The organism is Pseudomonas sp. DTU12.3, from assembly GCF_004124275.1.
GTDB lineage: Bacteria > Pseudomonadota > Gammaproteobacteria > Pseudomonadales > Pseudomonadaceae > Aquipseudomonas > Aquipseudomonas helmanticensis.
In genome coordinates this window covers 6108970-6123737 of sequence record NZ_CP027218.1, presented here as the reverse complement: position 1 = coordinate 6123737, position 14768 = coordinate 6108970, and the positions used below count along the sequence as shown (strand labels likewise).

The following is a 14768-nucleotide window of genomic DNA, read 5'->3' as shown; positions in this document are numbered from 1 at the left end:
ATGGACAAGATTCTGGTCAGCCGCTGCCTGTTGGGTCATCGCGTGCGCTACGACGGTGGCGCGAGCGGGCCGTTTGATCTGCTCGAACAGTGGATTGCCGAAGGGCGCGTGGTGCCGTTGTGTCCGGAAGTCGCAGGAGGATTGCCGACGCCACGGGCGGCGGCGGAGATTCCTGGCGGGCAGGGCGGTGAAGTGCTCGATGGAATCGCTGCGGTGATCACCACCGAGGGCGAGGATGTCAGTGCGCAGTTTCTCGACGGTGCGCGGCAGGCGCTGGCGTTGGTGCAGAAACACGGCATCCGCGTGGCAGTCCTGAAAGCCAACAGTCCATCCTGTGGAAACCTGCTGACTTATGACGGGACGTTCAGTGGCGTGAAAGTCTCCGGTGAAGGCGTAACGGCTGCACTGCTCAAACGCCATGGCGTGCAGGTTTTTAGCGAACTTGAATTGGCTGAGGCCTCGGTGGCTTTGGCTGCTTTGGACTGATCCGAAATCGTTGCCCTCACCCCAGCCCTCTCCCGAAGGGAGAGGGGGCCGACCGAGTTGTCCGGCGTCTTACATCGACCTGAAAGACCTTATCGACTATGGATTCGACACAGCCATGACCAGTCGATTTCGGATTCGGTACATCCATTTCAGGTCGGCGTATCCCTTCAGCATCCCCCATTCAGTCCCCTCTCCCTACGGGCGGTCCGACGTTTCGGGAGGGCTAGGGTGAGGGGCTTCTAAGGTTTCAGCCACTTCTCGGTCAGCGCCGCCAAGCGTCCATCCGCCCTGATCCGCTGCATCGCGCTCTCAAGGCTGGCGTGAAACGCCGGGTTGCCTTTCTGAAACGGTATCGCCAATTCCACCGGCGCGCTCGCCTTCGGTTTGGCATCCGTCAACGCCTGCACCAGCACCATCGGTTGCGGCTGCGGCTGTTCATCCTTCTTCGCCAGCAACTGTGAATCGACCTTGCCGTAAGGCTCGCTGAAGTCGAAACGATCCTTGAGTTCAGGTGTCAGTGCTATTTGATTGAGCGCGACGTCGTACTTGCCGCTTTCAACGCCCTGGAGCAAGTCGCTTTCGTCGGTGACGATGAAGTCGGCGCGCACATCCAGCTCGTTGGCCAACAGTTGTCCAAGCTCGACCTCGAACCCCGTGAGTTTGTCGCCGTCATCCTTGTAATTGAAGGGCGGTGTATTAGCCTCAAGGGCTATGCGCAGCTCGCCACGGTCGTTGACGTCATCAATCAGTTCGGCGTGAGCCAAAGGGCTCAAAAGGGGTAGCAGGCAGATCAGGCCAGGCAAAAAGCGCATGGTCACTCCTTTGAAATCATTAACGCGATGCTCTGAGTCAGGCTCGCTTTGCTATGGTTGTCGAGTGCCTTCGACAACGAATGGTCATGAAGTTGTCATGACCGTGCGGATTTTACGAAAAAACTGGAGAAGAAAATGAAAAGCTTTATGTCACGTGCAGCGTTGGCCGGTGTGCTGATGGGCGTTTCGGTGCTGGCCAGTGCCGCCACCCCGGCACCCAAGGGTGCCGAAGTGTTCATCGTTTCTCCCGAGGACGGGGCGACTGTGTCGCAGACCTTCACCGTCAAGTTTGGCGTCAAGGACGTTGCACTGGCCCCGGCCGGTGACGTCACCAAGAACACCGGTCACCATCATCTGCTGATCGACGTCGACAAGCTGCCGGCCGCCGGCGCGCCGATTCCGAACGATGCCAACCACATGCACTTCGGCAAGGCGCAGACCCAGGCTGACATCAAACTGGCTCCGGGCAAGCACACCTTGCAGCTGGAGCTGGGCGACAGCGGCCACATGCCGTTCGATCCACCGATCGTCTCGAAGAAAATCACCGTCAACGTCGAATAAAAAAAGGGAGCCCTTTCGGGGCTCCCTTTTTTACAGCTGCAAGCTTCAAGCTGAAAGCCTCAAGTCAAAGCAAAAGCGAACATCACTTACCGCTTGTAACTGGAGGCATGTAGCTGTTCTTAGAAAAGAACCCGGCTACGGATAGTGCCGTTGATGTGCTGCAGCTTCTCTTGCGCCAGGTCCGAGTACTCGGCGTCGACGTCGATCACCACGTAGCCAACCTTCTCGTTGGTCTGCAGGAACTGACCGGAGATGTTGATGCCGTTTTCGGCGAAGACCTTGTTGATCTCGCTCATCACACCCGGGATGTTCTCGTGGATGTGCAGCAGGCGGTGCTTGCCAGGGTGAGCCGGCAGGGCCACTTCCGGGAAGTTTACCGACGAAACCGACGTACCGTTGTCGCTGTACTTGACCAGTTTCTCTGCCACTTCCAGACCGATGTTGGCTTGCGCTTCAGCGGTCGAGCCACCGATGTGCGGGGTCAGGATCACGTTGTCGAGGCCACGCAGCGGGCTTTCGAACTCTTCGTCGTTGGAGCGTGGCTCGACCGGGAATACGTCGATGGCCGCGCCGATCAGGTGCTTGTCCTTGATCGCGTCCGCCAGTGCGTCCAGCTCGACCACGGTACCGCGCGCAGCGTTGATCAGGATGCCGCCCTTCTTGATGGCGCGGATTTCCTTCTCGCCGATCATCCACTGGGTCGCAGCGGTTTCCGGAACGTGCAGGGTGACGATGTCGGACATGCCCAGCAGCTCGGTCAGGTTACCAACCTGAGTGGCGTTGCCCAGCGGCAGCTTGGTCACGGTGTCGTAGAAGTACACCTGCATGCCCAGACCTTCAGCCAGAACCGACAGCTGCGTACCGATCGAACCGTAGCCGACGATGCCCAGTTTTTTGCCACGGATCTCGAAGGAGTTGGCTGCGGACTTGATCCAGCCGCCACGGTGGCAGGAAGCGTTTTTCTCCGGGATGCCGCGCAGCAGCAGGATCGCTTCGGCCAGTACCAGCTCGGCAACGGAGCGGGTGTTGGAGTACGGCGCGTTGAACACGGCAATACCGCGCTCGCGGGCAGCACTCAGGTCAACCTGGTTGGTGCCGATGCAGAAACAGCCGACCGCAACCAGCTTCTTCGCGTGATCGAAGATCTCTTCGGTCAGTTGGGTGCGCGAACGAATGCCGATGAAGTGAGCGTCAGCGATCTTTTCCTTGAGCTGGGCTTCCGGTAAGGAACCTGTCAGGTATTCAATGCTGGTGTAGCCCGCCGCCTTGAGGACGTCGACAGCCGATTGGTGGACGCCTTCGAGAAGAAGGAACTTGATCTTGCTCTTATCGAGAGAAGTCTTGCTCATCTGCGTAAACCTGTATCCCGGAGAAAAATGGCAGGGAGGGGCGCAGCCTGGAGCTGACCCAAACGGCAGGAAAGCCGTTACCGCAGAACTGGCCTTGGGCACTGTCCTGCGGGGTCGATATGCTAGCATAGCCTCCCCGCTAAACACTCATTCCTGCGACGTGAAGCGTTCTCAGGATGACCATGAATTGTTCGAGAGTTCTGTCGATGACCAATCCTGCCCTGATTGATGAACTGAAGACCCTGGTCGAGCCTGGCAAGGTCCTGACCGACGCCGACTCCCTGAATGCGTACGGCAAGGATTGGACCAAGCACTTTGCCCCGGCGCCAAGCGCCATCGTGTTTCCCAAGACCATCGAGCAGGTGCAGGCCGTGGTCCGCTGGGCCAACACGCACAAGGTCGCCCTGGTGCCATCGGGCGGGCGCACCGGGCTGTCCGCCGCTGCGGTGGCGGCGAATGGCGAAGTGGTCGTCTCGTTCGACTATATGAATCAGATTCTCGATGTGAACCTCACCGACCGCACCGCCGTTTGTCAGCCGGGCGTAGTCACCGAGCATTTGCAGAACGTTGCCGAAGAAAAAGGCCTGTATTACCCGGTCGATTTCGCTTCGGCCGGTTCCAGCCAGATTGGCGGCAACATCGGTACCAATGCCGGCGGGATCAAAGTGATTCGCTACGGCATGACCCGCAACTGGGTGGCGGGCATGAAAGTCGTCACCGGTAAGGGTGACGTGCTGGAATTGAACAAAGACCTGATCAAGAACGCCACCGGTTACGACCTGCGTCAGTTGTTCATCGGCGCTGAAGGCACTCTCGGTTTCGTCGTCGAAGCGACCATGCGCCTCGATCGTGCGCCGAAAAACCTTACCGCCATGGTCCTCGGCACCGCCGACTTCGACTCGATCATGCCGGTGCTGCATGCTTTCCAGGGCAAGCTCGACCTGACCGCATTCGAATTCTTCTCCGACAAAGCTCTGGCCAAAGTCATGGGCCGTGGCGACGTACCGGCACCGTTCGAAACCGATTGCCCGTTCTACGCGTTGCTGGAATTTGAAGCGACGACTGAAGAAGTGGCCAACAGCGCGCTGGAAACCTTCGAACATTGCGTCGAGCAGGGCTGGGTACTGGACGGCGTGATGAGCCAGAGCGAAACCCAGCTGCACAACCTGTGGAAGCTGCGCGAATACATCTCCGAGACCATCTCGCACTGGACGCCGTACAAGAACGACATCTCGGTCACCGTCTCGAAAGTGCCGGCGTTTCTCAAGGAAATCGACGCGATCGTCGGCGAATACTACCCGGACTTCGAAATCGTCTGGTTCGGCCACATCGGCGACGGCAACCTGCACCTGAACATCCTCAAGCCGGATAACCTGAGCAAGGACGAGTTCTTCGCCAAGTGCGCGACCGTCAACAAGTGGGTGTTCGAAACGGTCGAGAAGTACAACGGTTCGATCTCCGCCGAGCACGGCGTCGGCATGACCAAGCGCGATTACTTGACCTACAGCCGCTCGCCGGTTGAGATCGAGTACATGAAAGCGGTGAAAGCGGTGTTCGACCCGAACGGCATCATGAACCCGGGCAAGATCTTCGCGGTTTGATCTGAAATCCTTGATGAATCAATGAAGGCAGGAGTCGGTAAATGAGCTATCAGCACCAGTACGTCGACGGCACACGCATCCACTTCCCGATCGGGAAAGTCGTGTGCATTGGCCGTAATTACGCCGAACACGCCAAGGAACTGGACAACCCGGTGCCTACCGAGCCGTTGCTGTTCATCAAGCCCGGCAGTTGCGTGGTCGAGCTGGAAGGCGGTTTTGCCATTCCGACCGAGCGCGGTTCGGTGCACTACGAAGCGGAGATCGCCGTGTTGATCGGCAAGCCATTGTCGACCAAGCCGAGCCGTGAAGAAGTGCTCGACGCGATCTCCGGCTTCGCCCCGGCGCTCGACCTGACCCTGCGCGACAAGCAGGCCGAGCTGAAAGCCAAGGGCCTGCCGTGGGAAATCGCCAAGTCGTTCGACGGCGCGGCAGTGCTTGCGCCGTTCGTGGTTGGCAGCACCTTTGCGGACCTGACCGACATCGGCATTCGCCTGACCATCAACGGCGAAGTGCGCCAAGACGGCAACAGCAGCGCGATGCTCAACCCGATCGTGCCGATGATCCAGCACATGGCCGGCTGCTTCTCGCTGCAGGCCGGTGACGTGATCCTCACCGGCACGCCAGTGGGCGTGGGCCCGCTGAACGTCGGCGATGACATCGTCCTCGAACTGGTTGGCGCGAGCAGCTTCACCAGCAGCGTGCGCTAACCCGCCATTTCCTGATGGTGTGAGCTTTTGTGGCGAGGGGATTTATTCCCGTTGGACTGCGCAGCAGGCCCAAGATTTTTGGGGCCGCTGCGCGACCCAACGGGGATAAATCCCCTCGCCACAGAGGCCTGGCCGGTATTTTTGTGTCTTGGCCCACAAACCCGCACGGCAATCCCGCCATTTGCCGTTTTTTTCACATCCTGTCTGGATAATTTCCGCAATTCTGGCGTCTGAGCCGGCCTCTTTGTGCTATTACCCATAGCCTGAATTTTCGGAACGCGTCCTTCGATGTCATCTCAAACTCAGCTCAAATCTGCTCGCCGCTCACGTTTCGCCCTGCGTTGGTACTTCTGGTTGTTGTTGGTGGTCGCTGCCGTTTATGGCTTGGCCTTCGCCATGCATTGGGATGACCGTGCGGTGCTGTGGGTGCATGAGCGCTTCGAAAGTCAGGCCGAGCAGAAGCAAAGCATCTGGCTGCCGGACTATCGCGCGGTGATCGACGCGAAGTTGTTGCCGGGCATGGAGAAGGATGAGGCCTCGGACCTTTCCTATAACCCGCGGACCAAAACCCTGTTCTCGGTGATGGGCAAAAATCCGTTCCTGGTCGAGCTGACGCTGCAAGGCGATGTGTTGCGCAAGATGCCGCTGGTGGGCTGGGTCAACCCGGAAGGTTTGACCGTGATGGAAAATGGCCTGATGGCGATCGTCGATGAGCGCGAGCACATCCTCACCATCGTCAAGGTCGACGCCAACACCCGCGAGCTGAATATCGCCGACTTCCCGAAATATGACCTCGGCCCTTCCGCCAACCAGAACAAGGCTTTCGAGGCGATTACCTGGGATCCGCGCAATCAACAATTGTTACTGGGCGAAGAGCGACCGCCGGCGCTGTTTACCTGGAAAAGCGATGGCAGCCAGATCCTCAAGGGTGACAAGCAGAAGCTGGCCAGCGACGAGCTGGATATCCGCAATCTTTCGGCACTGGCGATCGACCCGCGCACCGGCCACACCCTGGTGCTCTCGGCCGACTCGCATCTGCTGCTGGAGCTGGACGAGAAGGGCGAGCAAGTCAGCTTCATGACCTTGCTCAGTGGCTTCAATGGTTTGAAGAAAACCATTCCCCGCGCCGAAGGCGTAACCATGGACGAGGCGGGCACGCTGTACATGGTCAGCGAGCCGAATCTGTTCTATCGCTTCGAAAAACAGAGGTAGTGCCTCTGTGTAGGAGCTGCCGCAGGTTCGGGCCGCGTTCGGACGATCTTTTGACTGTCGGACGCAGAGCGTCCCCGGCTGCATTCCCACGCAGAGCGTGGGAACGATCAAATACAGGGTTGGGTTGTGGTTTGAGGCAAGTGGCCATTAAGCTTCAGTTCAGACGGGCGTGATATTTCATCCGCCTGTTCTGATTCCGAGCCCGCCCGAATGCGTCGACTTGCCCGTCCCAAACCTCTGGTCATCATCGTCTCGGTGATTGCACTGATCGCGTTGATTGCGATCGGCCAATACCTGCGCCTGTTCGAGCGTGCCTGGTTCAATCTGCACACCTTGTGGCAGCCGCAGAGCAGTGAATCGATTGCCTTGAACCAATATCGAGTCGAGATCGAGGCTAGGGTCATCGAAGGGCTGGACGACGATGTTTCCGCACTGACCTTCGATCCGGTACGCAAAAGCCTGTTTACCGTGACCAACAAGAATGCCGAGTTGGTCGAGTTGTCGCTGCAAGGCAAGATCCTGCGACGCATCGCGCTGATCGGTTTTGGCGATGCGGAGGCTGTCGAGTTCATCAGTGCCGACACCTATGTGATTACCGACGAGCGTGAGCAGCGGCTGATCAAGATTCACCTGCAAGAAGGCACCACGTTCCTCGATGCGGCCGATGCCGAGCAGATGACCCTCGGCGTGCACATGAGCGGCAATAAGGGTTTCGAGGGGCTGGCCTACGATTCAGTCGGCAAGCGCCTTTTTGTAGCGAAAGAACGCGACCCGATGCTGATCTACGAAGTGCATGGCTTTCCGCACTTCAACCCGGAAAAGTCTTACGCCGTGCACGTGATCAACAACCCCAAGCGTGACGCCGGGATGTTTGTGCGCGATCTGTCGAGCCTGCAATACGATGAACGCAGCGGCCATTTACTGGCGCTGTCGGATGAGTCGCGATTGATTCTGGAGCTGGATGTCGACGGGCGCCCGTTGAGTACCATGTCGATCAGTGGCGGCCGCCAGGGTTTGCACAAAACCGTGCCGCAGGCGGAAGGCATTGCGATGGATGATGATGGCACGTTGTATCTGGTGAGCGAGCCAAACCTGTTCTACGTCTTCAAAAAACCAACGCCGAACTAACCAACACCACAAAACACTGTGGGAGCGAGCCTGCTCGCGAAGGCGTCTGATCAGTCAACATTTGCATTGACTGATCCATCGCATTCGCGAGCAGGCTCGCTCCCACAGGTTTATTCGTCTGCCCATTATTGTGGGCAGTCTGGCTTACTCAGCTTTGAGGGTTTTCACGCCTTCAGATGTACCCAGCAACAACAAATCCGCCGGACGCGCCGCGAACAGGCCGTTGGTGACCACGCCGACGATCGCATTGATCTGCGCTTCCAACTCCACCGGGTTGGTGATCTGCAGGTTGAATACATCGAGGATGATGTTGCCGTTGTCGGTCAGTACGCCTTCGCGGTAAACCGGGTCGCCGCCCAGTTTCACCAGTTGGCGGGCAACGTGGCTGCGGGCCATCGGGATCACTTCGACCGGCAGCGGGAACTCGCCCAGTACTGGCACCAGTTTGCTGGCGTCGGCGATGCAGATGAAGGTCTTGGCCACGGCCGCGACGATCTTCTCGCGGGTCAGGGCCGCGCCGCCGCCCTTGATCAGGTTCAGGTGCGCGTCGCTTTCATCGGCGCCGTCGACGTAGAACTCCAGGTCGCTGACGGTGTTCAGCTCATACACCGGAATCCCGTGGCCCTTGAGGCGCGCGGCAGTGGCTTCGGAACTGGCGACCGCGCCATCGAACGCGCCCTTGTGCTGGGCCAGTGCGTCGATGAAGCAGTTGGCGGTGGAGCCGGTGCCGACCCCGACGATGCTCTTGTCGTCGAGTTTAGGAAGGATGAAGTCGACGGCGGCCTGAGCCACTGCCTGTTTGAGTTGATCCTGGGTCATGCGGGCTCCGGAAGCGGGCAAGGTGAGAACGGAAAGGCCGGCATTATATCCCCATGCCCGGCGAAAACTCCTGTGGCGAGGGGATTTAGCGAAACGTCGCACCGCCCCGTTCGGCGGCGCAGCCGTCGTAAAACCTGAACTCGCGGTATTTTTGAAAGAATGCCGGGGAGCGCTTCGCACTCCAACGGGGATAAATCCCCTCGCCACAATGGTGCTCACGCAAGAATGGATTTCCAGACCTTAAAACCACCTGTTTAGTGTGGTCGCCCGGGCAAAAGCCGGGTTAGACTCCTTGGCCCTGCCCAACCCGCTCAGTGATGCTTTCCGATGCTCGAACAGTACGTCAAAAAGATCCTCACCTCGCGCGTTTATGACGTTGCCGTAGAAACCCCGCTGCAGAACGCTCGCCAGCTCTCCGAGCGGCTGGGCAATGACATTTGGCTCAAGCGCGAAGACTTGCAGCCGGTGTTCTCGTTCAAGATTCGCGGCGCCTACAACAAACTGACTCAGTTGACTGACGAAGAGCGCGCCCGTGGCGTGGTCACCGCGTCGGCAGGCAACCATGCGCAGGGTCTGGCCCTGGCGGCGAAAGTGCTGGGCGTCAAAGCCACCATCGTCATGCCCAAGACCACCCCCGAGATCAAGGTCGAAGGCGTGCGTTCGCGTGGCGGCAAAGTGGTGCTGCATGGCGACTCGTTCCCGGAAGCCTTGGCCTACTCGCTGAAACTGGTCGACGAAAAAGGCTACGTCTACATCCACCCGTACGACGATCCGCACACCATCGCCGGGCAGGGCACCGTGGCGATGGAAATTCTGCGTCAGCACCCGCAGCCGCTGGACGCGATTTTCGTCCCGGTCGGCGGCGGCGGTCTGATCGCCGGTATCGCGGCGTACGTTAAGTATCTGCGTCCGGACATCAAAGTCATCGGCGTCGAGCCAGACGATTCCAACTGCCTGCAAGCCGCGATGGCTGCCGGCGAGCGTGTGGTGTTGCCGACCGTGGGCATCTTTGCCGACGGCGTGGCGGTGGCGCAGATTGGCCAGCACACCTTCGACATCTGCAAAGACTATGTCGACGAAGTGATCACCGTCAGCACTGACGAGATCTGTGCAGCCATCAAGGATATCTACGACGATACCCGCTCGATCACCGAACCTGCCGGCGCGTTGGGCGTGGCCGGGATCAAGAAATACGTCGAGCAACGCGGTGTCAGCGGCCAGACTTTCGTTGCCATCGACTCCGGTGCCAACGTCAACTTCGACCGCTTGCGCCACGTTGCCGAGCGCGCCGAACTGGGTGAGGGCCGCGAAGCGATCATCGCCGTGACCATCCCCGAGAAGGCCGGCAGCTTCAAGGCGTTCTGCGAAGCCATCGGCAAGCGCCAGATCACCGAATTCAACTATCGCTACAACACCGGCAGCGAAGCGCACATCTTCGTAGGCGTGCAGACTCACCCGGAAAACGATCCGCGCAGCGCTTTGCTCGCGAGCCTCACCGAGCAGGGCTTCCCGGTACTCGACCTGACCGACAACGAACTGGCCAAGTTGCACATCCGCCACATGGTCGGCGGCCGCGCGGCGCAGGTGGTCGATGAAGTGGTGTTCCGCTTCGAGTTCCCGGAGCGTCCGGGGGCGCTGTTCAACTTCCTTAATAAGCTCGGTGGGCGCTGGAACATCTCGATGTTCCACTACCGTAACCACGGCGCCGCCGATGGCCGTGTGGTCGCCGGCCTGCAGGTGCCGCACGACGAGCGTCATCTGGTGCCGGCAGCGCTTGAGGAAATCGGTTATCCATACTGGGACGAAAGCGAGAACCCGGCCTATCAGCTGTTTCTTGGCTGAGCGGCTACGCTGATGGGCAAGCCATAAGGAATTTTGACAATGGAAACGTTAACGGCCCTGAAAATGGCGCACGTGGTCGCAACCGTGGTCTTGCTGGCCAGTGCGCTGGGCTTGGGCATCTGGGTTTTTCTGGCAAAACGCAAAGGTGACGCGACGGCGGGCAGTCGCACGTTGCAGCGGCCACGGCTGTTTGTCTGGCTGTTGATGGGCCTGGCATTGCTGAGCATGCCGTTCACCGGATGGTGGATGGTCCATCTGGTCGGTTGGCCGCTGGGGCAGACGTGGATTCTGGCGTCGAGCGTGCTCTACACCGTGGCGGCGCTGGCATGGTTGTGGTTGCTGGTGCGGTTGAATCGATTGCGCAAGGCGCCGGGTGGCGTCGGGCGTTTCAGCTTTGCTTTGGCGTTGTTCAGTTTTGTGTGTTTTGTAGCGATTGCCGGGTTGATGGGCGCCAAACCGGTGTGAAGCGAAAAGATCGCAGCCTGCGGCAGCTCCTACAGGGGATTTTTGTCGATCACAAAAATGTGGTCTGACACCGAACCTGTAGGAGCTGCCGAAGGCTGCGATCTTTTGATCTTCAGCCGCGCAACGAAATCACCGGCCAACCACGCTTCTCGGCCTCAGCCCGTAGATTCGGATCCGGATCAACCGCCACCGGATTCGCCACCTGCTTCAGCAACGGCAAATCATTCATCGAATCGCTATAGAAATAGCTGTCGTCCAGTGAATACCCGGTCTCTTCCAGCCAACGATTCAGGCGCGTCACCTTGCCATCGCGAAAGCACGGAATATCAGTGCTGCGCCCGCTGTAGCGGCCATCGACCATTTCACACTCAGTGGCGATCAGGGTTTCAACGCCCAAACGCACAGCAATCGGCGCGGTGACGAAGCGGTTGGTCGCGGTGATGATCACCAGTTTGTCGCCGGCGTCGCGGTGCTTTTTCAGCAGTTCCAGCGCCTGCGGCAGCACGATCGGCTCGATGCAGTCGCGCATGTAATCGTTGTGCCATTGATCGAGCATGGCCATTTCGGTGCGGCCGAGAATCTCCAGGCAGAAGTTCAGATACGCGGCGTTATCCAGTTTGCCGGCCAGGTAATCCTGATAGAACTCGTCGTTGCGCGCTTTGTACGCAATCGGGTCGAGGAAGCCGCGTTCACACAGATAGTCGCCCCAGGCGTGATCGCTGTCGCCGCCCAGAAGGGTGTTGTCCAAATCGAAGAGTGCCAGGCGCATTGCAGTTACCCGCTGATAAGTCTGTAAAAAGGCGACAAGAATACGGTCTTTTCACAAGAGTGCACATAAGGTAGGAAGCTTCGTTGCCGCCTTATCAACCTTTGTGGAACAATGCGGCGACATGCGTTTGCGAGGTTGTTGCCGTGATCGACCCCGATGGTTTCCGCCCCAATGTCGGGATCATTCTGACGAATGACGCCGGCCAGGTGCTATGGGCTCGCCGTATCAATCAAGATGCCTGGCAGTTTCCGCAAGGGGGAATCAACCCTGAAGAGACGCCGGAAGACGCCTTGTACCGCGAGCTGAACGAAGAAGTTGGCCTGGAACGTGAAGATGTTGAAATACTGGCCTGTACTCGGGGCTGGTTGCGCTATCGTTTGCCGCAACGTCTGGTGCGTACGCACAGCCAACCGCTGTGCATCGGCCAGAAACAGAAATGGTTTCTCCTGCGCCTGATCTCCAACGAGCAGCGGGTGCGGATGGATTTGACCGGTAAACCGGAGTTCGATGGCTGGCGCTGGGTCAGCTATTGGTATCCGTTGGGCCAGGTGGTGACATTCAAGCGCGAGGTGTATCGCCGCGCCCTCAAAGAGCTTGCCCCGCGCCTTTTAGCGCGCGACTGACGACGGAGTTCGACCCCGAGCCATGCTCAATACGCTGCGCAAGATCGTCCAGGAAGTTAACTCCGCCAAGGATCTCAAGGCGGCGTTGGGGATTATTGTGTTGCGCGTCAAAGAGGCCATGGGCAGCCAGGTCTGCTCGGTCTACCTGCTTGATCCCGAGACCAACCGCTTCGTCCTGATGGCCACCGAGGGCTTGAACAAGCGCTCGATCGGCAAGGTCAGCATGGCACCCAACGAAGGTCTGGTCGGTCTGGTCGGCACGCGTGAAGAACCCCTGAACCTCGAAAACGCTGCGGATCACCCGCGCTATCGCTACTTCGCCGAAACCGGTGAAGAGCGTTACGCCTCGTTCCTCGGTGCACCGATCATTCACCACCGCCGCGTCGTCGGCGTATTGGTCATCCAGCAAAAAGAACGCCGCCAGTTCGACGAAGGTGAAGAAGCCTTCCTCGTGACCATGAGCGCGCAGCTCGCCGGCGTAATCGCCCACGCCGAGGCCACCGGTTCCATCCGTGGTCTGGGTCGTCAGGGCAAAGGCATTCAGGAAGCCAAGTTCGTCGGCGTACCGGGTTCGCCGGGTGCGGCGGTCGGTACGGCGGTGGTCATGCTGCCACCGGCCGATCTCGACGTGGTGCCGGACAAGAACATCACCGACATCGACGCTGAGCTGGCGCTGTTCAAGACCGCCATCGAAGGCGTGCGCGCCGATATGCGCGCGTTGTCCGCCAAACTCGCGACGCAGTTGCGCCCGGAAGAGCGCGCACTGTTCGACGTCTACCTGATGATGCTCGACGATGCCTCGCTGGGCAGCGAAATCACCACAGTGATCAAGACCGGCCAGTGGGCACAGGGCGCGCTGCGTCAGGTGGTCACCGAACACGTCAACCGTTTCGAACTGATGGACGACGCCTATCTGCGTGAGCGTGCCTCGGACGTCAAAGACCTCGGTCGCCGCCTGCTCGCTTACTTGCAGGAAGAGCGTCAGCAGAACCTGGTCTACCCGGAAAAAACCATTCTGGTCAGCGAAGAACTGACGCCGGCGATGCTCGGCGAGGTGCCGGAAGGCACGCTGGTCGGTCTGGTCTCGGTACTCGGTTCGGGTAACTCGCACGTCGCGATCCTGGCCCGGGCCATGGGCATTCCGACGGTGATGGGTCTGGTCGACCTGCCGTACGCCAAGGTCGACGGCATCGAAATGATCGTCGACGGCACACGCGGCGAGGTCTACACCAACCCGAGCGAAGTGCTGCGCAAGCAGTTCGCCGAAGTCGTCGAAGAAGAGAAACAACTGGCGCTGGGCCTCGACACCCTGCGCGACCTGCCGTGCGTGACCCTCGATGGCCACCGCATGCCGCTATGGGTCAACACCGGTTTGCTGGCGGACGTGGCGCGGGCGCAGAAGCGTGGCGCCGAAGGTGTCGGCCTGTACCGCACCGAAGTGCCGTTCATGATCAACCAGCGCTTCCCGAGCGAGAAGGAGCAACTGGCGATCTACCGTGAGCAGCTCGCCGCGTTCCACCCGCAACCGGTGACCATGCGCAGCCTCGACATCGGCGGTGACAAGTCGCTGTCGTACTTCCCGATCAAGGAAGACAACCCGTTCCTCGGCTGGCGCGGCATTCGCGTGACCCTCGACCACCCGGAAATCTTCCTGGTGCAGACCCGCGCGATGCTCAAGGCCAGCGAAGGCCTGAACAACCTGCGGATTCTGCTGCCGATGATCTCTGGCACCCACGAACTCGAAGAAGCCCTGCACCTGATCCACCGGGCCTGGGGCGAAGTCCGCGATGAAGGCACCGACGTGCCGATGCCGCCGATCGGCGTGATGATCGAGATTCCAGCGGCGGTGTATCAGACCAAGGAACTGGCCCGGATGGTCGACTTCCTCTCCGTCGGCTCCAACGACTTGACCCAGTACTTGCTGGCGGTCGACCGCAACAACCCACGGGTGGCCGATCTTTACGACTACCTGCACCCGGCGGTGTTGCAAGCCCTGCAAACGGTAGTGCGCGATGCCCATGCAGAAGGCAAACCGGTGAGTATCTGCGGCGAGATGGCCGGTGATCCCGCAGCGGCGGTGCTGTTGATGGCGATGGGTTTCGACAGCCTGTCGATGAACGCCACCAACTTGCCGAAGGTGAAATGGATGTTGCGTCAGGTCAATCTGAGCAAGGCCAAGGATTTGCTGGCTGAGCTGATGACCATCGATAACCCGCAAGTTATCCACAGCTCGCTGCAGTTGGCGCTGAAGAACCTTGGGTTGTCGAAGATGAATCCGCCGGCGGTTATCAAGGCCCTCTGAAGATCAAAAGCCCCTCACCCTAGCCCTCTCCCGGAGGGAGAGGGGACTGATTGGGGGATGCTGCACAGCTCCGCCGATCTGAAAGTGCTTTG

The 14768-nt window shown here is 59.5% G+C and carries 14 protein-coding genes; 10 read left to right on the top strand and 4 right to left on the bottom strand.

The window, feature by feature from the left end:
• Positions 1–486 (top strand): DUF523 domain-containing protein, encoded by a 486-nt coding sequence (locus C2E19_RS28245; protein WP_129395960.1) that lies wholly within the window; start codon positions 1–3, stop codon positions 484–486.
• Between the two features lie 239 nt (positions 487–725).
• On the opposite strand, the gene C2E19_RS28240 is transcribed toward C2E19_RS28245, so the two are convergent.
• Entirely contained in the window at positions 726–1298 is a 573-nt protein-coding gene (locus tag C2E19_RS28240) for a transporter substrate-binding domain-containing protein (RefSeq protein ID WP_129395959.1), read from the bottom strand.
• 135 nt (positions 1299–1433) lie between these two features.
• On the opposite strand from C2E19_RS28240, the gene C2E19_RS28235 reads away from it, so the two are divergent.
• Positions 1434–1859: a DUF4399 domain-containing protein gene (locus C2E19_RS28235; RefSeq protein WP_129395958.1), complete on the top strand. Its 426-nt coding sequence runs from the start codon at positions 1434–1436 to the stop codon at positions 1857–1859.
• Between the two features lie 119 nt (positions 1860–1978).
• On the opposite strand, the gene serA is transcribed toward C2E19_RS28235, so the two are convergent.
• Positions 1979–3208: a phosphoglycerate dehydrogenase gene (serA, locus tag C2E19_RS28230; RefSeq protein ID WP_053124806.1), complete on the bottom strand. Its 1230-nt coding sequence runs from the start codon at positions 3206–3208 to the stop codon at positions 1979–1981.
• A gap of 206 nt (positions 3209–3414) precedes the next feature.
• Here serA and C2E19_RS28220 point away from each other — a divergent pair, with 206 nt between their 5' ends.
• The 4 genes from C2E19_RS28220 (at position 3415) to C2E19_RS28205 (ending at position 7856) form a co-directional block, all read left to right on the top strand.
• Complete coding sequence (locus tag C2E19_RS28220; RefSeq protein ID WP_129395957.1) at positions 3415–4809, top strand: FAD-binding oxidoreductase; 1395 nt, start codon at positions 3415–3417, stop codon at positions 4807–4809.
• Positions 4810–4850: 41 nt separating this feature from the next.
• Complete coding sequence (locus tag C2E19_RS28215; protein WP_007913879.1) at positions 4851–5516, top strand: fumarylacetoacetate hydrolase family protein; 666 nt, start codon at positions 4851–4853, stop codon at positions 5514–5516.
• 288 nt (positions 5517–5804) lie between these two features.
• Positions 5805–6728: an SdiA-regulated domain-containing protein gene (locus C2E19_RS28210; RefSeq protein ID WP_129395956.1), complete on the top strand. Its 924-nt coding sequence runs from the start codon at positions 5805–5807 to the stop codon at positions 6726–6728.
• 210 nt (positions 6729–6938) lie between these two features.
• Positions 6939–7856 carry an SdiA-regulated domain-containing protein gene (locus C2E19_RS28205; protein ID WP_129395955.1) on the top strand — a complete coding sequence of 306 codons (918 nt, stop codon included), beginning with the start codon at positions 6939–6941 and terminating at the stop codon, positions 7854–7856.
• A 144-nt stretch (positions 7857–8000) separates the two neighbouring features.
• Here the strand turns inward: C2E19_RS28205 and rpiA are convergent, their stop codons facing one another.
• On the bottom strand, positions 8001–8675 hold the full coding sequence (gene rpiA / locus C2E19_RS28195) for a ribose-5-phosphate isomerase RpiA (RefSeq protein ID WP_007913886.1): 675 nt from the start codon (positions 8673–8675) through the stop codon (positions 8001–8003).
• 327 nt (positions 8676–9002) lie between these two features.
• On the opposite strand from rpiA, the gene ilvA reads away from it, so the two are divergent.
• Both ilvA and C2E19_RS28185 read left to right on the top strand, forming a co-directional pair.
• Positions 9003–10517 (top strand): threonine ammonia-lyase, biosynthetic, encoded by a 1515-nt coding sequence (gene ilvA / locus C2E19_RS28190; protein ID WP_129395954.1) that lies wholly within the window; start codon positions 9003–9005, stop codon positions 10515–10517.
• A 39-nt stretch (positions 10518–10556) separates the two neighbouring features.
• Positions 10557–10982, top strand: a complete 426-nt coding sequence (locus C2E19_RS28185) for a DUF2269 domain-containing protein (protein WP_129395953.1) — start codon at positions 10557–10559, stop codon at positions 10980–10982.
• 112 nt (positions 10983–11094) lie between these two features.
• Here C2E19_RS28185 and C2E19_RS28180 read toward each other — a convergent pair whose 3' ends face one another.
• Complete coding sequence (locus C2E19_RS28180; protein WP_129395952.1) at positions 11095–11751, bottom strand: HAD family phosphatase; 657 nt, start codon at positions 11749–11751, stop codon at positions 11095–11097.
• 143 nt (positions 11752–11894) lie between these two features.
• On the opposite strand from C2E19_RS28180, the gene C2E19_RS28175 reads away from it, so the two are divergent.
• Together C2E19_RS28175 and ptsP are read left to right on the top strand one after the other, a co-directional pair.
• The gene (locus C2E19_RS28175; RefSeq protein WP_003229203.1) at positions 11895–12374 is read left to right on the top strand and encodes an RNA pyrophosphohydrolase; all 480 of its coding nucleotides are present in this window, start codon (positions 11895–11897) and stop codon (positions 12372–12374) included.
• 22 nt (positions 12375–12396) lie between these two features.
• The gene (gene ptsP, locus C2E19_RS28170; RefSeq protein ID WP_129395951.1) at positions 12397–14676 is read left to right on the top strand and encodes a phosphoenolpyruvate--protein phosphotransferase; all 2280 of its coding nucleotides are present in this window, start codon (positions 12397–12399) and stop codon (positions 14674–14676) included.
• Positions 14677–14768: the final 92 nt, after the last annotated feature.